Source organism: Pseudofrankia saprophytica (genome assembly GCF_000235425.2).
Classification (GTDB): domain Bacteria; phylum Actinomycetota; class Actinomycetes; order Frankiales; family Frankiaceae; genus Pseudofrankia; species Pseudofrankia saprophytica.
Genome location: NZ_KI912267.1, coordinates 1,526,823 through 1,544,296 on the forward strand (window position 1 = coordinate 1,526,823; position 17,474 = coordinate 1,544,296).

General features: G+C 71.0%; 17 protein-coding genes and 1 tRNA gene. 7 read left to right on the forward strand and 11 right to left on the reverse strand.

Translation table 11 applies throughout. The features are described from left to right. Nucleotides 1–7 precede the first annotated feature (7 nt). Nucleotides 8–1,099 (forward strand): SRPBCC family protein, encoded by a 1,092-nt coding sequence (locus tag FRCN3DRAFT_RS0240900; protein ID WP_007506986.1) that lies wholly within the window; start codon nt 8–10, stop codon nt 1,097–1,099. A gap of 154 nt (nt 1,100–1,253) precedes the next feature. Continuing rightward, nucleotides 1,254–1,901: an HD domain-containing protein gene (locus FRCN3DRAFT_RS0240905; RefSeq protein ID WP_027141389.1), complete on the forward strand. Its 648-nt coding sequence runs from the start codon at nt 1,254–1,256 to the stop codon at nt 1,899–1,901. Between the two features lie 18 nt (nt 1,902–1,919). On the opposite strand, the gene FRCN3DRAFT_RS0240910 is transcribed toward FRCN3DRAFT_RS0240905, so the two are convergent. The 5 genes from FRCN3DRAFT_RS0240910 to FRCN3DRAFT_RS56940 all read right to left on the reverse strand — a co-directional run bounded on the left by FRCN3DRAFT_RS0240910 (nt 1,920) and on the right by FRCN3DRAFT_RS56940 (nt 5,584). Next, nucleotides 1,920–2,783: an SAM-dependent methyltransferase gene (locus FRCN3DRAFT_RS0240910; protein ID WP_007506999.1), complete on the reverse strand. Its 864-nt coding sequence runs from the start codon at nt 2,781–2,783 to the stop codon at nt 1,920–1,922. Nucleotides 2,784–3,041: 258 nt separating this feature from the next. Continuing rightward, nucleotides 3,042–4,076 (reverse strand): quinone oxidoreductase family protein, encoded by a 1,035-nt coding sequence (locus FRCN3DRAFT_RS0240915; RefSeq protein ID WP_007507000.1) that lies wholly within the window; start codon nt 4,074–4,076, stop codon nt 3,042–3,044. 303 nt (nt 4,077–4,379) lie between these two features. Continuing rightward, nucleotides 4,380–4,697, reverse strand: a complete 318-nt coding sequence (locus tag FRCN3DRAFT_RS0240920) for a GNAT family N-acetyltransferase (RefSeq protein ID WP_007507002.1) — start codon at nt 4,695–4,697, stop codon at nt 4,380–4,382. 72 nt (nt 4,698–4,769) lie between these two features. Next, nucleotides 4,770–5,153 (reverse strand): winged helix-turn-helix transcriptional regulator, encoded by a 384-nt coding sequence (locus FRCN3DRAFT_RS0240925; protein WP_007507004.1) that lies wholly within the window; start codon nt 5,151–5,153, stop codon nt 4,770–4,772. A 122-nt stretch (nt 5,154–5,275) separates the two neighbouring features. Then, nucleotides 5,276–5,584 carry a hypothetical protein gene (locus FRCN3DRAFT_RS56940; RefSeq protein WP_007507006.1) on the reverse strand — a complete coding sequence of 103 codons (309 nt, stop codon included), beginning with the start codon at nt 5,582–5,584 and terminating at the stop codon, nt 5,276–5,278. Nucleotides 5,585–5,988: 404 nt separating this feature from the next. On the opposite strand from FRCN3DRAFT_RS56940, the gene FRCN3DRAFT_RS0240935 reads away from it, so the two are divergent. Further along, a tRNA-Asn gene (locus tag FRCN3DRAFT_RS0240935) sits at nt 5,989–6,061 on the forward strand. Nucleotides 6,062–6,336: 275 nt separating this feature from the next. On the opposite strand, the gene FRCN3DRAFT_RS0240940 is transcribed toward FRCN3DRAFT_RS0240935, so the two are convergent. The 5 genes from FRCN3DRAFT_RS0240940 to FRCN3DRAFT_RS0240960 all read right to left on the reverse strand — a co-directional run bounded on the left by FRCN3DRAFT_RS0240940 (nt 6,337) and on the right by FRCN3DRAFT_RS0240960 (nt 11,823). Further along, on the reverse strand, nt 6,337–7,830 hold the full coding sequence (locus FRCN3DRAFT_RS0240940; protein WP_007507008.1) for a purple acid phosphatase family protein: 1,494 nt from the start codon (nt 7,828–7,830) through the stop codon (nt 6,337–6,339). A gap of 194 nt (nt 7,831–8,024) precedes the next feature. Next, complete coding sequence (locus tag FRCN3DRAFT_RS0240945) at nt 8,025–8,828, reverse strand: ABC transporter permease (protein WP_007507011.1); 804 nt, start codon at nt 8,826–8,828, stop codon at nt 8,025–8,027. After that, nucleotides 8,825–9,733 carry an ABC transporter ATP-binding protein gene (locus FRCN3DRAFT_RS0240950; protein ID WP_035931242.1) on the reverse strand — a complete coding sequence of 303 codons (909 nt, stop codon included), beginning with the start codon at nt 9,731–9,733 and terminating at the stop codon, nt 8,825–8,827. Before FRCN3DRAFT_RS0240950 ends, FRCN3DRAFT_RS0240945 begins: the two co-directional genes overlap by 4 nt. A 150-nt stretch (nt 9,734–9,883) precedes the next feature. Continuing rightward, on the reverse strand, nt 9,884–10,552 hold the full coding sequence (locus FRCN3DRAFT_RS0240955; RefSeq protein ID WP_342436277.1) for a response regulator: 669 nt from the start codon (nt 10,550–10,552) through the stop codon (nt 9,884–9,886). A 5-nt stretch (nt 10,553–10,557) separates the two neighbouring features. After that, on the reverse strand, nt 10,558–11,823 hold the full coding sequence (locus tag FRCN3DRAFT_RS0240960) for a sensor histidine kinase (RefSeq protein WP_007507017.1): 1,266 nt from the start codon (nt 11,821–11,823) through the stop codon (nt 10,558–10,560). Nucleotides 11,824–12,176: 353 nt separating this feature from the next. Here FRCN3DRAFT_RS0240960 and FRCN3DRAFT_RS0240965 point away from each other — a divergent pair, with 353 nt between their 5' ends. Both FRCN3DRAFT_RS0240965 and FRCN3DRAFT_RS48810 read left to right on the forward strand, forming a co-directional pair. Next, a complete protein-coding gene (locus tag FRCN3DRAFT_RS0240965) occupies nt 12,177–12,839 on the forward strand; it encodes a response regulator transcription factor (RefSeq protein WP_007507019.1) in 663 nt (220 codons plus the stop codon). After that, the gene (locus tag FRCN3DRAFT_RS48810) at nt 12,839–14,158 is read left to right on the forward strand and encodes a sensor histidine kinase (protein WP_007507021.1); all 1,320 of its coding nucleotides are present in this window, start codon (nt 12,839–12,841) and stop codon (nt 14,156–14,158) included. Before FRCN3DRAFT_RS0240965 ends, FRCN3DRAFT_RS48810 begins: the two co-directional genes overlap by 1 nt. A 61-nt stretch (nt 14,159–14,219) precedes the next feature. Here FRCN3DRAFT_RS48810 and FRCN3DRAFT_RS0240975 read toward each other — a convergent pair whose 3' ends face one another. Next, nucleotides 14,220–15,110 (reverse strand): COG4705 family protein, encoded by an 891-nt coding sequence (locus FRCN3DRAFT_RS0240975; protein WP_007507023.1) that lies wholly within the window; start codon nt 15,108–15,110, stop codon nt 14,220–14,222. Nucleotides 15,111–15,291: 181 nt separating this feature from the next. On the opposite strand from FRCN3DRAFT_RS0240975, the gene FRCN3DRAFT_RS48815 reads away from it, so the two are divergent. Then, nucleotides 15,292–16,161 (forward strand): COG4705 family protein, encoded by an 870-nt coding sequence (locus tag FRCN3DRAFT_RS48815; RefSeq protein WP_007507025.1) that lies wholly within the window; start codon nt 15,292–15,294, stop codon nt 16,159–16,161. 434 nt (nt 16,162–16,595) lie between these two features. Next, on the forward strand, nt 16,596–17,384 hold the full coding sequence (locus FRCN3DRAFT_RS0240985; protein ID WP_035931245.1) for a COG4705 family protein: 789 nt from the start codon (nt 16,596–16,598) through the stop codon (nt 17,382–17,384). Nucleotides 17,385–17,474: the final 90 nt, after the last annotated feature.

Genomic DNA, 17,474 nt, shown 5'->3' on the forward strand with positions numbered 1-17,474 from the left:
AGCCGATATGTCGGAGTCCAACGGACATGCGCACGGAAACGGATTGGCCGGCGTGCTCCTGCGTAACCCGGCCACCGAACACCTCATGCAGGAGGTGAAAAGCCTGCTCGCCGCAGAAGGCCAGAAGGCCGTCCGGCAGGTCGGCGAACGTCTCGGTTCCGCGACCGAAGGGCTGGGACCCGCGGCGGAAGGTGTCAAGAAGCTCGCCGCGGGCGAGTCCCCGGGCAAGGCGATGACGTCGACGGCGCTGAGTGCGCTGAAGCAGAAGGCGAAGAACGCCCTCGGCGGCGGCGGCGCGGGCAAGGCGGGTAGCACCAAGGACCCTGGACCGCCGAAGGTCACCCACATCATGGAGGCCGTCGACGTGGGGGTCCCGGTCTCCACCGCCTACGACCAGTGGACGCAGTTCCAGGAATTCCCGAAGTTCATGAAGGGTGTCGAGAGCGTCGACCCGAAGAGCGAGACCGAGCAGAACTGGCGGGTCAAGGTCTTCAAGTCCCGGCGGACCTGGCAGGGAAAGACCCTCGAACAGATCCCGGACCGGCGGATCACCTGGACGACGGAAGGCGCCAAGGGGACGACGAAGGGCACGGTGACGTTCCATCCGCTCGCGGACGATCTGACGCGGGTGGCGCTGACCATGGAGTACTACTCGAGCGGGTTCATGGAGAAGATCGGCAACCTCTGGCGCGCCGGAGGCCGCCGCACCCGCCTCGACCTGAAGCACTTCGGCCGCTTCATCACCATCAAGGGCGAGGCCAGTGGATCGTGGCGCGGCGAGATCCGCGACGGCGCGGTCGTCCGCCAGCCCGGGGAAGAGGACCAGGATGCCGAGCCGCGGGAAGCGGAGGCCCAGGAGACGGACACCGGCGGGTCCGAAGAGCGCGAGGCGACCGCTCCGAAGGCCGAGAACCGGAAGCCCGCAGGCCAGGAAGCCAAGGACCAGGAAACCGAGGACCAAGCGCCCGAGGACCGAGAGCCCGACGAGCGGGAAACCGAAGCTCAGGAGGCCGGCGAGGAACCCGACCGGGGCGAGGCATACGCCACGGACGAGGAGGCGGGCGAGGGGACCGAAGTGCCTGAGCCGGCCCGGGCTTGACTCCAGCCTGATCCGGGGACTCCCTGCGTGACCACACCAGGACGAGCTCGATCGCGGCGTGGGAAGGGCCTGCCGCGCCGAGGTGCGGAGCCGCGGGGGCGGCGTCATCGTGAATGGGTCGACGGTGCAGCGGGACGTTCCGGCGGGGGGGTTCATGTCCATTACCAGGGACAAGGTCGCCGATGTGGCCGTACCGGACACGGCCTTGGCCGTGGAGGCCACAGAACTGGTACGCGAGGCCACGGACGACCTCGTGTACCACCATTCACGGCGGGTGTACTGGTTCGGCAGCCTGCAGGGCCGCAACCACGGGCTTAGCTTCGACCCGGAGCTGCTCTACATCGGGGCGATGTTCCACGACCTCGGCCTGGGCGAACGGTTTCGCGGGAGCGGCCGGCGTTTCGAGGTGGACAGCGCGGACGAGGCGCGCCGATTCCTGCAGCGGCATGGCGTTCCCGAGGACAGCATCCGGCGCGTGTGGACGGCCATCGCGCTGCACACGACCCCTGGCATCCCGCGGTTCATGGAGCCCGAGGTCGCCCTGGTGACCGCCGGCGTCGAGTACGACGTGCTGGGAATCGGCTACGGCGACATCAGCGAAGCCGACCGGGCGGCCATCACCACGCTGCACCCCAGGCCCGACTTCAAGAACCAGATCCTCCGGGCCTTCACCGCCGGCATCGCCCCCAGGCCGGAGACCACCTTCGGCAATGTCAAGGCCGACGTCCTGGAACGTCTCGTGCCCGACTTCCACCGCGCCAACTTCGTCGACACGATCCTGAACTCCCCCTGGCCCGAGTAGCGGTCGGGGGCGCGCCTGTCAGTTCTTGCGAGCCAGGCCGCAGTGGGAGGCCAGGGCCTTGCCGCGGGCGCGCTTGCCGGGGCGCCACAGGGGGGTCGAGACGATGCCGGGCGGCAGCAGCTCGAGGCCGTCGAAGAAAGGGGCGAGCTCTTCCGGCGTGCGGGAGCGGTAGGGGGCGGCCCCGATGCGTTCGTTGCGCCGCACCGCCTCAGAGCGCTCCGGGCTTTCGGTGCCGTCGTTGAGTGCCAGGTAGCTGCCACTCGGGAGGGCGTCGACGAGCTTGTGCACGATGGCGTACGCCTCGTCGTCGTCGACGACGTTGGCCATGACGCCGAACAGGACGAGCCCGATGGGCTTGGTGAAGTCGAGGATCCCGCGGGCCTCGCGCAGGATCGTCTCCGGGTCGCGCACGTCGGCGTCGATGTAGGAGGTGACCCCCTCGGGCGTGCCGACGAGCAGGGCACGAGCGTGCGTCAGGACGAGCGGGTCGTTGTCGACGTACACGACCCGGCTCTCGGGCGCCTCGCGCTGCGCCACCTCGTGGGTGTTGTCGGCCGTGGGCAGCCCGGTACCGACATCAAGGAACTGCCGGATACCCTCACGAACGGTGAGGTGGGTCACAACCCGATGCAAAAGGCGCCGCGAACTGCGCGCGATGTCGATGATCTCCGGGAAGATCTCGGCCGCCTGATCGGCGGCGACACGGTCGGCGGGAAAGTGGTCCTTCCCACCCAACCAGCGGTTCCACATCCGGGCCGAATGAGGCACGGACACGTTGAGCGACGCCGCCAGGCTGGCGGCGGGCAACGCCGGGGGGTTGGACACGCGGCTGTCCGATCCGTATGTGTCTGTCGGGTTGTTCCCTTTCTGGTGATGGTACATCCAGACGCCTTGCACCAAGGCTCTCAACCCAGACGGACACAGTACCGTTACACATTTGACATCGCGGCGGCGGGTCGGTGCGGCGGCGGTCGGCCGCCGTTGGGGCGGAACCAGCCTGGGCCTGTGACGGCCGACCGCACCCGTGACGGCCGGCCGCACCCGTGACGGCCAGCCGCACCCGTGACGGCCAGCCGCGCCCGTGACGGCCAGCCGCGCCCGTGACGGCCAGCCGGGCCGTGACGGCCAGCGCCTCCGGCGTCAGGACGTGATCTCGACGACGGTGCGGCCGATCGCGCGGCGGCGTTCGTGGTCGCCGAGCGCGCCGGCGGCGCCGTCGAGCCCGACGCGGCGGCCGACATGCGGGCGGATGGTTCCGGCGGCGAGCAGGCCCAGCAGGCCCCCGTGCACCTCGTCGGCGGTCTTCCGGCCGAACGGGTTGAACCCGAAGCGGCGCATTCCCGGGTCGACCTGGTCGACCCAGGCGAGCATGACACCGACCACCGAGAAGTTGCCGACGCAGGCGAGCCGCAGTGGCCTGCCCGTCATCCCGTTCTCCGGGTCGTCGGCGAAGCCGATCGGAAGGTAGCGGCCGTCGCGGGCGACGCAGGTCCAGGATTTGCCCACGAAGGCGCCACCGGCCAGGTCGTAGACGACATCCGCCCCGGCGTCGCCCGTGTAGTCGAGTACAACCTCGGCGAAGTCGTCCGTGGTGTGGTCGACCACCAGGTCCGCGCCGAGCCGTGCGCACAGCTCCGCCTTCTCGGGGCTGGAGACCGTGGCGATGACCCGGGCACCGACGGCCCTGCCGAGCTGGATGGCCGCCGTACCGAGGCCACTCGCGCCAGAATGAACCAGCAGCGTCTCGCCCGCGGTAAGCCGCGCACGGTGCAACAGGCCAAGTGCGCCGGTGTGGAACGGCAGGAGGAATGCGGCCGCCTCGGCGTCGTCCAGGCCGGTCGGCGCGTCGAACACGGAAACCGCGGGCGCGATCGCGTACTCGGCGAGCCCGCCGATCGCGTTCCTCGTGATCGCGACGACCCTCCGGCCCACCCACTCCCCCGCGCCGTCGCCGGCCGCGTCGACGACGCCGCAGACGTCCATGCCCAACGTGTACGGCGGTGGCACCGGGACCGAGACCAGCTTGCCCCGGCACCGATCGATGTCGTTGAAGTTGAGGGAGCCCGCCCCGACCCGAATGCGCACCTCGCCGGGACCGGGCTCGGGTAACTCGACGTCGACCACGTCGAGCACCTCGGTCGGATCGCCGTGCCGGGTGACCTGTAGCGCCTTCATGTCCGCCTGACCTCCGTCGTCTCGCCCGCGTGGGCAAATGCCCCCGCGTGGGCCATGCGAGAGGCGCGTCGGCGGCCAGCACCAGGGCCTACCTGTCGACCGACCGACCTGGCAGCTGGCCACCTGGCAATCTGGCCGGGCTCGGCCATCTGGTCATGTGGTGGCCTCGCGACCTGACCAGGTGGTGATGCCGGGCTGGCGGCCGACCGCGGCCTCGTCGAGGTCATCACGGCGTTCCTGGACCGTTCTGTCAAGCCGCGGCGCTGGATCTGGGGCGGTGTCCGGATCTCGGCCGGTGTGCGGTCAGTGGGCAGGCTCGTGGTCGGCGTGCCATTCGGGGTCGATGAGGTCGGCGTAGTCGGAGTGGCGCTCGACCCAGCCGCGGATGAATGGGCAACGCGGCCAGACCTTCAGCTGACGGGCGCGGGCGGCGTCGAGCGCGCCTCGGGCGAGCTCGCTGCCGACTCCCTTCCCTTCGAACCCTGTCTCCGTCTCCGTGTGGTTGAAGGCGATGATCCCCGGATGCAGGGAGTAGGTCACGAAGCCGGCCAGCGCGCCGTCGATGTCCAGTTCGAACCGACGTCGCGCCGGCACGTCGGTCAGCGTGCGCTTCTCTGTCATTCGATCTCTCCTCGCCTCGGATCCGTCGGGGTCCGTCTATCCCTCAGCCTGCCAGGCTTGGAGGACGCACGATCAGGGCTCGTCGCGGGCACGTGTGGCAGAGCCCCGGGGAACGCGCTGGCGGGCCGAGAGAGCGGTCCAGTCGTGCGCCCAGTCGGAGAGTGGTTCGAGCAGGCCTTGCAGGCGGCGGCCGTGCCCGGTGAGCCGGTAGTCGCCGGCCTCGTCGACCTCTATCAGGCCGGCCTCGCGTAGCTCGCGCGCTCGCTGGCTTAGCTGGGCTGACGGCGCGTCCAGCGTCGTCTCCAGGGCGCGGAAGGACCGTGGCGCGGTCCGCAGGCTCCAGAAGATCGCCAGACAGTGCCGGCGGCCGAGCAGGTCGAGCAGCGTGGCCAGTGGAAGATCGGTACCGCCCGCGGCACGCCCCTCCGGCGCCGGCCGGGAGCCGGACCGGCTCATCGTCTCGTCACGATTCGCTCATACGTCGTCGCCAGTCAGCCATCAAGATCTCATCTGTCAAGATCGATACATTCCGCGGGCTCTGCGGCAAACCCGCGGTGGAGGCGTGGAACAGGCCAGTGTCAGGGCGTGGTGGAGACGTCGAACCCGTTTGACTTCGGGGTGGTGCGGCCAGCCGGGGCGAACCGGTCGGCGGCCCGGCCCGGGCCGTCACCGTGCCCCTTTGCCACGTTGCCACCCAGCGTGGATCTGGCACGCCGGTAGACCCCGCCGACCTGCGCCGAGACGATGCCGGCGACGCTCTGTACCTCCGGGCGATCCCACACCAGCCGAGACTGTCGGGCGATCTCTTCGTAGCTCTCCCTGCCGGCCCGGGTGCCGAACAGATAGCCGACCCCGAACGCGAGGGCGACCGAGGGGCGGATCCGCATGCTGCCTCCCAAGGCTGAACCGAGCAGAGCCGGGCCGGATGCTTGGCTGTAGCGCGGCCGTCCCCCGCGGGCCGACGGCACCGTCACACCGTTCGCGCGCCCGGGCTCCCGCCCCGAGACCCCCGCCGCCTCGAAGACCACCCGCGCGTCAGACGATCAACGTCAGCCCGACCCACCACGACCACAACGGACAGTACCGGGTGGCACCGACAGCCGCCGGCTCTCGATCACCACAGCCGGCGCGAGCCACCGGAGCACAGCGCGAGGCAACGACCCGTCAACTCGACTTACCCAGGAGACCGACCCGCCGAACCTCCGGTAAGCTGGCCACAGCCAGTCGGACCCAGCATGATCCCCCCGGAGGCCTCCGCCACCGGTACGATCGGCCCCGACGAAGCGAACGGTCCCGCGTAGCTCAATTGGCAGAGCAGCCGGCTGTTAACCGGCAGGTTATAGGTTCGAGTCCTATCGCGGGAGCCTCTACCAGGCAAAATGCCTGATGACGAATCAAATCCCGTAGATCATCCCGCACTTACCCCGCGCTTTGCAAGAACCAGGGTTAGCGGAGTCCGGACCACTTCAGTCACGCGCCGTTACTCGCGTCGCCAGCCACGCCGTCAGGCGCCGCGCGACCTCGATGAAACCCGAGCCGGAGCTCAGGGCAATATCATCGCATCGGGGAGGCGCCGCTAGGAGCATCTGGTGACGGTTGAAGGGCGCCGCTTTCGGACCGCCGAACTCGCGCTCATAGCTCAGGCGGGCGTGAGCCCGGACAGGTCCCGCGAGGTGACGCTGTTGCGGTCGCTGACCGCGGCGCCCAGCGAGAACTGCGGCCATAGGCCGGTGAGCTCCTGCCGGCTGCGTTCGCTCCACTCGCGGGCCAGGTCCGTGCGCGACTTGTAGAAGTTCAGCGCATACCCGCCGGCGTGGACACGCAGGAGGGAGAAGCCGCCCGGGTACTCCTTGGTCGCGCAGACCTCCTGCAGGACCACATCAGGCGCGGCCGGGCTGACCGTCCGGTGGTTGCGGTGGGTGTGTCCGGCGTGGTGAAGGAACACGCCGGGGGTCGACGCGTAGGTCGCCAGCAGCTGGGTGGCCTGCGTGGCGTCGAGCATGCTGCCCGCACCGCCGCCGAAGGGCGTCCCACTGACGACCAGCGGGTGGTGGCCGAAGACGATCGTCGGCTGGTCGCGGTGTGCCTTCAGGTCGGCGGTCAGCCATGACTGCTGGGCGGCGGACATCCCACCGGCGTCGCCGCCGTTGCCCGCCTTGTCGTACGTGTCGAGCCCGACCAGGTGCAGGCCGTGGAGGTCGTGGGAGAAGTACGTCGGCGCCGAGCCCGCGAAGAAGTCGTCGCGGAAGCAGTCGTTGCCCTGCCACTCGCCGGCGCCGCAGCCGGCGTAGGCCGCGCCGGCGTGCGCCCGGTCGTGGTTGCCGCGGGCGACGAAGTAGTCCTGCCGGTAGGTGCCGAAACGGTCGAGGAGCGTCCGGACCCGGGTGACGTCGGCGGGGGCGGCCTCGCTGGACAGGTCGCCCGCGGCGAGCAGGTAGTTGGCGCCGCGGGCGGTGGCCTCGGCGACCAGCCCCTCGGCCATGACCTCCGGGTACGGCCGAAGCCCGGGCTGCTGGGAGAGGCCCTTGATGGAGGTGCCGCCGACCAGGCCGGCGACGGTCTCACCGAGGTGCAGGTCGTTGCACAGTGCGATCGAGAACAGGTGGCGTCCCGGCGGCGGCTGCGGGGTGGTGAAGGTGAAGGGGCCGTCCGCGCCGGCCGGTGCGGCGGTCCCCGCCGCGTTGCCGTTCACCAGGGGCAACGGGGTGGGAGTCGCGGGCTTGCCGGCGGAGGCTGCCCGGTAGTAGTAGGTCTGGCCCGGCTCGAGCCCGGTCAGCTCGACGTAGTGGTACGGGGTCGGCCCACCCTCGTCGTGCGCGGTCATGGTCAGCCGGGATGGGCTGGTGCCGTAGGAGACCTGCCCGTCGGCGGGTTTGGGCACCATCCGCTTGGTGCCGTCGTCCGTGCCGGGGACACCGGTATACCAAGTGATCACTGCGCTGGTCTCGGTGAGGGTGACCAGTTCCAGGTTCACCGGGCTGACCGTGCGCGGGTCGACGCCGGCCGTCGTCGCGGCCGCGGTGGCCCGGGCGACGGACTCGTCCCGGTCGGAGCAGGCGACGAGTGGCGCGGCGGCGATCAGAGCGGACCATCGCAGCAGGTCGCGGCGGGTGTTGTGGCAGCGGCAGGGCACGGCGGCATTCTCCCGCGGGGGTTCCGACAGGCGGGTGAAATCGTCCTGACCGTTCGCGGTACGAACGCGGCGCGCGTTGGGGCGGCCAGGCCCGCCGTATGGGCCAGGAAACCGTGGCGCTGTCGCACGGCCGCGGCCCGGTCGAGGTGACCACCGACCGGGCCGCTGCCAGCTCCGCGAGCCATTACTTTGCCCTATGTCCGCGGGCGGCGGGTGAGCCACAGAATCGCGGCCAGGGCGACGACGGCCCACGCCGTGAGAGGGATGAGATGGTCGCCGACTGAGGCGATGCCGAGCCACGGGTCGACGATGGCCGGGATGATCGACGGCAGGGCGTCGGAGATCGAGCGCATCGTGCTGGTCATGACGGTTCGGGGCGGCCCGCCGCCGCCGAGCAGGTAGAGCGGGAAGAACGTCATCAGTCCGACGGCCTGCGCGGCGCGCGCGGTCGGCACGGCGAGGCCGATGGCGACCCCGAGCAGGACGAGTGTGCCGCTGCCGGCGACGAACCCGAGCAGAACCTGCCAGGGGTGCTCGGGCACGGAGATGCCGTAGGTGGGCGCAGCCACCGCCAGCACGAGCGCGACGGCAATGATCATCAGACCCCAGGTGACGGCGGCCTGGGCGGCGACGACCCGGGCGGTGGAGACACCGAACGCCTCGAACCGACGTAGCACCCCGCGTTCGCGGTAGGACGCGAGCGCGACCGGCAACCCGATGAGCCCGAGCGCGATCGCCGACACGCCGGTCGAGGCGGCGACGTAGTAGTCGTCGGGCCGCCGCATGGCGAACCCGTCGTCGGGTTCGCTGCCGAAGACGCCCGCGAGGACGAGCATGGTGAACGGCGGAAAGAGGAAGGCGAACACGAGCAGGGTCCAGTCGCGGGTGAGCAGCCGGGTCTCGGTCAGGGCGAGCGCGCCGAGCTTCGCGGTGCGGCGGCTGGTCTTCGCGGAAAGCCCGGTCTTCGTGGGGTCGCTGGCGGGCACGGTGATGGTCATCGGTGGTCTCCGGTCAGCAGGGCGACGACGGTGTCGGACAGGGACGCGCGGCGGACGGTGAAGTCGGCTGGCCGCAGGCCGCGGCGGTCGAGCTCGGCCGCGAGCGGGACGACCGCCTCCGGGGCGACGGCCACGGACGCGGCCTCGCCGTCGTAGGCGACCTCGGTGACCCCGGGCAGCTCGACCAGGCCCGCGAGCGCCACGGCGCTCGGCGCCGCGAACTGGACGGTGACCCCCGCGGCCGCGCCGGTCAGGTCGACGGGCCGCCCGCAGGCGAGCAGCGCGCCGTCGGCGAGGACGGCGACCCGGTCGCACAGGCGCTCGGCCTCGTCCAGGTCATGGCTGACGAGGACGACCGTCGCTCCCTGGTCGCGCGCCTGTTCGACCAGGCGCCAGGTCTCCTGCCGGGCGGCCGGGTCCAGGCCCTGGGTCAGCTCGTCGAGGAACACGAGCCGCGGCCGGTTGACCAGCGCGAGGGCGAGGAACAGCCGCTGGCGCTGCCCGCCGGACAGCGTGCCGAACGGCTTGCGCAGCATCGGGCCGAGCCGCCACTGCTCGGCCAGCGTCCGCCAGTCGACGCGGTCGTCTGCCAGGCGGGCGAACAACCGCAGTGCCTCGCCGACCCGCAGGCGATCCGGCAGCGCCGATGCCTGTAGCTGGGAGCCGAGGAGCGGGCGAAGCCGCGAGCGGTCCCGGTCCGGGTCGAGCCCGAGCACCTCGACGCGGCCGCCGTCCCGCCGGCGCAGCCCCTGAAGGATCTCGACGGTGGTGGTCTTCCCCGCGCCGTTGGCGCCGGCGAGGCCGAAGATCTCGCCGGTGTGGACGGTGAAGGACAGCCCGCGCAGCACCGGCTGGCCGCCGTACGCCCGGCGGAGGTCCTCGACCTCGATCGCTACGTTGCTCATGGCGCCGAACGTTAGGTGCCGCCGGGCCGCCCCCGCTTCGGCCCGCGGGCCCCAACCGCGGTCATCCCGTGGTCGGACCCCGACCCCGGGGGCCGCTACCGCGGGATCGCCGCCGTCCGGCCCGGCTAGGTGCCGTGGCACCATGCGGCGCTACAGCAGGTCGCCGCCGGGTGCCACGACACCATGGTCGTAGGCGAACACGATGGCGGCGGCGCGGTCACGCACGCCGAGCTTGGTGAAGATCCCGCCGACGTGGGTCTTCACGGTCGCCTCGGCCACGTGCAGGGCCGCGGAGATCTCCCCGTTCGTGGCACCGCGGGCCATCAGCCGCAGCACGGCGCTCTCTCGGTCCGAGAGCGCGTCCAGCCGGGTCGACCGCCGGGCGGCCGGTGCCACCAGCCTGCGGTAGTGGTCCAGCACCCTGGTGGCGACTCCCGGGGCGAACCAGGCACCGCCCGCGGCGACCGTGCGCACCGCCGCGATCAGGTCCTCGGCCGCCGAGTCCTTGAGCGCGAACCCGGCGGCGCCGGCCTCGATGGCTCCCCACAGCAACTCGTCCTCGTCGAACGTCGTGAGCACGAGAACCAGCAGTCCGTGCGCCGACCCGTTCGCGGCGGCCCGCAGCCGAGCGGTCGCGGCTATGCCGTCCAGAACCGGCATGCGGATGTCCATGAGAACGACGTCCGGCCGCAGCGCCGGCAGGCGGTCCACCGCCTGCCGGCCGTCGGCGCACTCGGCGATCACCTCGAACCCGTCGGCCGGTGACAGGATCCGCGCGAGCCCGGCCCGGATGATGGCCTGGTCGTCGACGATCGCCACCCGGATCACGAGACCAGACCTCCGTCGGCCGCGTCCACGGGCAGCCAGCAGCTCACCCGCCAGCCATCCGGGGCCGGTCCGGCGCTCAGAGCGCCGCCGAGCACGGTCGCCCGCTCGCGCATCCCCGCCAGGCCGTAGCGCGGCCGGTCCCGCTCACCGGCCGAGGCCGCCAGCATCGGCCCCACCGTCGTGGCCTCCAGCCGGATCCCGTCCTCCGCCCGTTCGAGCAGCATGTCGGTGCGGGCCCGCGGCGCGTGGCGCGCCGCGTTGGCGAGCGCCTCCTGCGCGATCCGGTACACCGCGACCCCGATCCCGGCCGGAAGGTCGGCGAGGTTCCCGCGCATCCGCAGCTCGACCGCGAGACCGCCGGCGCGGGCCTCGTCGATGAGGACCGCGACGTCACCGGCCGACACCGGCGGCGCCGTCGTGGCCCCCTCATCGGTGCGCAGGAGCGTGACGGTCCGCCGCAGCTCCCGCATGCTGCGCCTGCCGACCTCCTCGGCCGACCGCAGGGCCTCCTCGGCCGCGACCGGATCCCGATGCAGCACGTGCCGGGCGCTGGTCACCTGCAGCATGACCGCGGCCAGTCCATGCCCGACCAGGTCATGGACGTCCCGGGCGATCCGGCGTCGCTCGTCGAGTAGGGACTGATGCGCCAGCTCCCGACGGCTGTCGTCGAGCAGCGCCGAGAGCCGGCGTTCCCGCGCGTTGGCGCGTCCCAGAACCCAGGGGAAGACGATGCCCAGGATCCAGATGCCCACGTTGACCTCGCCCGGGTCCTGGACGAGGTACACCGCGACGGGTGTCGCCGCCGCGAGCAGACCCAGCGGAAGCGCGAGTGCCAGCGACGGACACCAGAGCCCGACGACCAGGCCGAGGATCGACACCTCGAACATCACCGGTTCGTGCCCGCCGGAGAGCTGCGCGAGGACGACCGAGACCATCACGGTGAGGCTGCAGAGCAGGAGGAGCGCGGCGGGCGGGAAGCGCGGCTCGCCACGCGGCAGATATCCCCAGCCGGCGAAGGCCACGACCGGCACCGCCAGGAAGACCAGCTCGTGGGCCGGCCCCGGGTCGGCGATGGCGGCCATGATCGCGACCGCCAGCGCCAGCACCGGGACCAGGCCACGCTTGGCGTCGAGGTCGCCGGCGGCCTCGGAGCGCGCCCAGGCGCGCCCCGCCGCCCGCGGGCTCGCCTTCGGTGGCGCCTCAGCGCTCGGCGGGTTCGGCCCCGCCGCCCCAGGCGCCGCCGGGCCAGCCTGGCGGGTCATCCACCGACGGTACCGCCGTGATCCGGCGCCGGACATCCACCCGTGGTCGCGTCCGCGCCTCCACCCCAGGTCGCGACGTGCGCGTAACACGGCTCGCTCCCCACAGCGGCGGTGGCACCCGACCGTGCCTTTCATCGCGCTCACATGTTCGTCGACCGACAATGCGTCGAGCCTGGGCGGGCGGGACCGTCGGAGCTGCCCGCCCCGGCTTGGCGGAGCGGGCTGTGGCAGCTTGCGGCAATGTCGGCGCGACGATGGGTGGAGGCAGCCGTGGCACCTGAGCGCGCTCGCGCATGGTGCGTCGCGTTCGCCCATCCGTCGGCGGTCGGGTCGCCTGCGGGGTTGGGCGGCTGATGCGCGGGGTTGTCGCGGTCGTCGACGACGATGAGGTGCTGTGCACGACGATCGTGCGAGTGCTGCGCCTCGAGGGGTTCGACGTGGCGTGGTCCGCGGTGACGGGGCACGACGCCTTGCGGCGCGCGGCGGGCTCCGGGTCGCCGGACGCGCTGATCCTCGATGTCGCGCTGCCCGACACGGACGGGCGGGACCTGCTGGGGGCGCTGCGCAGCCGCGGCGTCGCGGCGCCGGCGCTGCTGCTGTCCGCGAGAAGCTCGGTCGCCGACAAGGTGCTCGGCTTCGGCGCCGGCGCCGACGACTACCTGACCAAGCCGTTCGCGATCGACGAACTGCTCGCGCGTCTGGATGTGCTGGTCCGCCGGGCACCTGGCGCCGCCGCGACCGAGTTCGTCCTCGACCCGGTCCGGCACGTCGTGGCTGGCCCCGGCGGCACGCGGCCGCTGTCGCCGACCGAGTACCGGCTGCTCGCGGCGCTCGTCAGCCGGCGCGGCCAGGTGGTGCGGCGGGCGTCGTTGATCTCCAGCGCATGGCCGCCGGGTTCCGTCGTGCGGGAGAACACCCTGGACAGCTACGTCGCGAGGCTGCGGCGCGCGCTGCGCGACGTCGCCGGCCGCCCGTCGATCGCGACCGCGCGCGGTGTCGGCTACCGGCTCGACTGATGCGCCGGCGGCTGGTGCTGCTCACGGTCGCGGTCATCGCGGTCTCGGTCGCGCTGCTCACCCTGGCCTTCTGGCTGCTGCTACGCGGCTGGCTGCGCCACGACGCCGACGCCCTGCTGGCGTCGCGTGCCCGATCGGCGGCGGCGCTGGTCGCCGTCGACGCCGGCTGGCTGGTACTCGAGGAGACACCGGGCGACGAGGCGATCGAGCCGGAGATGTGGCTCTTCGACCTCAGGCTGTCGTCAGTGGTACGCCCGCCCGTGGAGCGGTCTTTGGACTCGGCGGCGGCGGCGCTCGCGTCATCCGGGCCGGCCACGCGGGTGATCGGCCAGGTCGAGCTGCGGTCGTTGCCGGTCCAGGACGGCCCACGACGCGTCGGCACCGTGGTGGTGGCGCTCAGCCTGGCACCCTACGTCCACAGCGAGCGGCTTGCCGTCGGCGCGGCGATCGTGCTCGACGTCATGATCCTGGCCGGAGCCGCCGTCCTGGTACGCCGGCTGGTCGGCTCGGCCCTTCACCCCGTGGCCGAGATGACGGCGCGCGCCCGTGACTGGGGCGCGCATGACCCGGACCAGCGGTTCGGTCTGGGACCGCCGCGCGACGAGATCACCGGCCTCGCCGCGACACTGGATGGCCTGCTCACCCGGTTGGCGGCGAGTCTGCGACACGAGACGCTGGTCACCTCACAGATCGCCCACGAGCTCAAGACACCGCTGGCTCGCATCCGCGCCAGCGCCGAGGCGAGCGTCCGGTACGACACCGGGCCCGAGCCGTTGCGGGCGGCCCTGAAGGGGGTCATCGGCGAGGTCGACCAGCTCACAGGCGTGGTCGAGACCCTCCTGAAGGCGCCCAGCGGCACCGCGACGATGGGAAGCGCGGATCTCACCGAGATCGCCGCGCGGCTCGCGCGAACCGCCACCACGGGGCACGCTCACGTGCGGATGAGCGTCCACGGTGCCACCCGGCCGGCGCTGTGCGACCCCGACCTGGCGGAGCGGATCCTCGCACCCATCGTCGACAACGCGCTACGTCATGCCCGATCAGCCGTAGCCCTCCGGATCGACCAGACCGATCCCGCGGCGACCAGAGCCAGCGCTGTTCAAGTGGCCATCACGGACGACGGCCCGGGGTTCACGCCCGACGAGGTGGACGCGGTCTTCGAACCCGGATACCGAGGCGCCGCCGCGACCGGAGACGGCGCGGGCCTCGGTCTCCCGCTCGCGCGCCGGCTGGCTCAGCTCGCCGGCGGTGACGTCCTGGTCGTCCCCGCGCCGGGAGGGCGCGTGGTGGTCATGCTTCCCGTGCTGCCCGACGCCTGATGGACCGCCGCCGGACCGTCACCGTCGTCGAAGCCGTCCGCTGCTGGGCGTCCGCGTGCCGTCAGCGCTCGACGACGGCGGACCTGTCCGCGTCCCACTCTCCGGCCGCGGCGGGGACGGCACCGCCATGATCGCTGCCGGGCGCGCCGCTGGGACCGGTGTGGACGAGCTCCGTACGGTCCTTCTTCGCGATGGTCAGGTAGACCACCGTGGCGACGATCGCGGCGAGGAACAGCAGGCTGGTGGCCAGGGTGCCGAGCCCCGCGCCGCCCTCGTCGGTGGCGCCGCTGAGGTAGTCGCCCGTCGAGCCACCCAGTGGCCGGGTGAGCACGTAGGCGATCCAGAACGAGAGGACCGGGCCCAGTCCGAACCACCGGTGTGCGACGTAGACGACCGCGATCGCGACGGCGAAGATGACGACCGCCGTGAACAGGCCGAGTCCCAGCCGGTCGGTCAGCAGGTCGCCCGCGGCGGTGCCGAGCGCGAAGGTGAACAGCACCGCCAACCAGTAGAAGGTCTCGCGCCGCCGCGTCACGATGCTGTGGATCGACAGGGTGTGCTCGACGCGGTACCACCCGACGAACGTCAACGCGAGCAGCACGGAGAAGGAAACCGTGCTGACGATGAGGCTGACGCTCAGACCATCGGTCAGGTTGTCGGTGATCAGTGTTCCGACGACGCTGATGAGGACGACCGTGGTCCAGTACACGCCCGGGACGTATCGGTCTACCCGGAACTGCGCCACGAGCGAGGCGACGAGCAGAACGGACATCACGATCGTCGTGTTTCCGAGCCCGAATCCCAGCGTGCTGTTGAGGTAGTCGGCGGCGCTCTCACCCACCGTCGTGCACAGGATCTTGATTGTCCAGAAGTAGACGGTGATCTCTGGGACCTTGTTGAGAATCGGCCGGCTCGCGGCCCGAGCAGTCGTGGCTGAGGTGGGGGTGCTCACGCGCCGAGAATGCCTCGGCCAACCTGACGAAAACCTTACTGGCGACGGGCGCGCGGACCCCGCCCGGAAGGCTGGTCCGGCAGGACCTGATATGCATCGGAAGGTCCACCACACGCGGCCACGTCGACGTGGTTTCTCCCGCGCGCCCACCACGAAACGAAAGACCGGAAAGAGGACGTCCATGACACCGTCAGTCCGGGCCGGCAGGCGCCGCGCCGTCAGGCGGCTCGCGCCCAAGGTGCCCGAGATCACCGCCATGTTCTGGATCATCAAGATCCTCACGACCGGGATGGGTGAGGCCGCGTCCGACTTTCTCGCCAACCGCAGCGTCCCGCTGGCGGGCGCGGTGGGGCTCGTCGGGTTCACGGTGGCGATGTGGCTGCAGTTGCGAACTCGCCGCTATGTAACCGCCGTCTACTGGTTCGCGGTGGCCATGGTCGCCGTCTTCAGCACGATGGCGGCGGATGGCGTCCACCGCGTCCTCGGCGTGCCCTACCCCGCCACAACCCTGTTCTACGCCGTCGCACTCGCCACGATCTTCTACCTGTGGCGTCGCAACGAGCGGTCGCTGTCGATCCACAGCATCGTCACCCATAAGCGCGAGATCTACTACTGGTCCGCCGTCCTCGCCACCTTCGCGCTCGGCACGGCAGCCGGAGATCTCACGGCCTTCACCCTCAACCTCGGTTATCTCGCGTCGATCGGCTTCTTCGCCGTCGCGATTCTCATCCCCGCCGTCGCCTACCGGCTTCGGTGGATGAACGCCGTCGGCGCGTTCTGGTTCGCCTACGTGCTCACCCGGCCGCTCGGCGCGTCGATCGCCGACTACCTCGGCAAGGAACCCGACAAGCACGGCCTCGGCTACGGCGACGGGACCGTCACCGTGGCCGCGACGGTGGTCATCGTCGTCCTGGTCGCCTATCTCGCCTGGACCGGGACCGACGTCCAGCGCCAGCCGGCGACGGCGGGCCCGGCATTGACGGCGCCCCAGACGCAGGCATCCGTATCCGCTCGGTACGGCGCCCCGTACCGCGATCCGGGCGAGGTGTAGTCGAGAGGGTCGACGTCGTCGTCAGGGGCGGAACGCAGTTCGCGCTCGCTACGGGATGGCACCGGCGGGCCTTGGACCACCGGAGCCCCGCGTTGAGCCATGCCGCCCTGGTAGCGACGGGCACCGGGCGCAGTGTCCGCTGGATGGGCGACCGCCGCGCCAACGGGAATTCATCACATAAATAGGCCAACTCCAGCATTTTCGTTCACATCTTCTTTACATCTCGGTGCGCTTACCGTTCGGTCGCGCGGACGCCGGCGGCATTCCAGTTTCCTTTCCACACGGGCATGCCGCCCACAGGACGCGAAAGGTCGACCGAACCATGCCCGGGAGACAGAATGACACAAGTGGCGAAAATCGAGCAGTACGACTCTCTTGATAGAGTCACGTATGTAGCGAAAAAGCTTCCAGAGATCACAGCGACCTTCTGGATCATGAAGATCGCGGCGACGACGCTCGGCGAGACCGCGGGCGACCTGCTCGCACAGACCCTGCGGCTGGGATATTTCCTGACGACGGGCGTACTCATCCTCGTCTTCGTGGTGACTCTTGCCGTCCAGTTGCGGTCGAGGGTGTACAACCCGTTCTTTTACTGGACGGTCATCCTGTCCACCAGTACGGCCGGTACCACCATATCCGACTTCATGAATCGCGACGCGAGCGAGAAGTATCTGGCCAAGGGAACCAGCTCGCTGGGCTGGGGTCCGCAGGGACTCGGTCTCGGCTACCCGGTCGGCGCGGCGATCCTGATCTCCCTGCTGATCGCCATCTTCGTCGCATGGAGGCGCACCGGACTGACGTTCGCGATCCGGGACATCGACTCCCGTCGTGGCGAGAGTTTCTTCTGGTCGGCCATCCTCGTGTCAAATACCCTGGGAACCTCCATGGGCGACTTCCTGTCCGACAGCTCGGGGCTCGGCTACGCGGGAAGCGCACTGCTCATACTCGGGCTTCTCAGCCTGTTGCTCGCCCTCAGATACGTCCCGGCGGCGTCCAACGTGACGCTGTTCTGGCTCGCCTTCGTGCTCACCCGCCCGCTCGGTGCGACCGTCGGTGACTTCCTGACGAAACCAGCATCCAAGGGCGGGCTCGCCCTCGGCACCCTCGGGTCGTCGGCAGTCCTGCTCACGCTCCTGCTCGGCCTGGTCGGGTTCGCCCACACCCAGGAGAGGCGCCGCGCCAACACCGTCCCAACAAATACGGCGCCGATCAGCGCGGCCTGACCCGAACCTCCAGTCGGACCCCGTCTTGGGCTCGTTCGAGCGGCATGTCGGTGCGGGCCCGCGGGCCGGCGTCGAACTCGGCATCGCCGG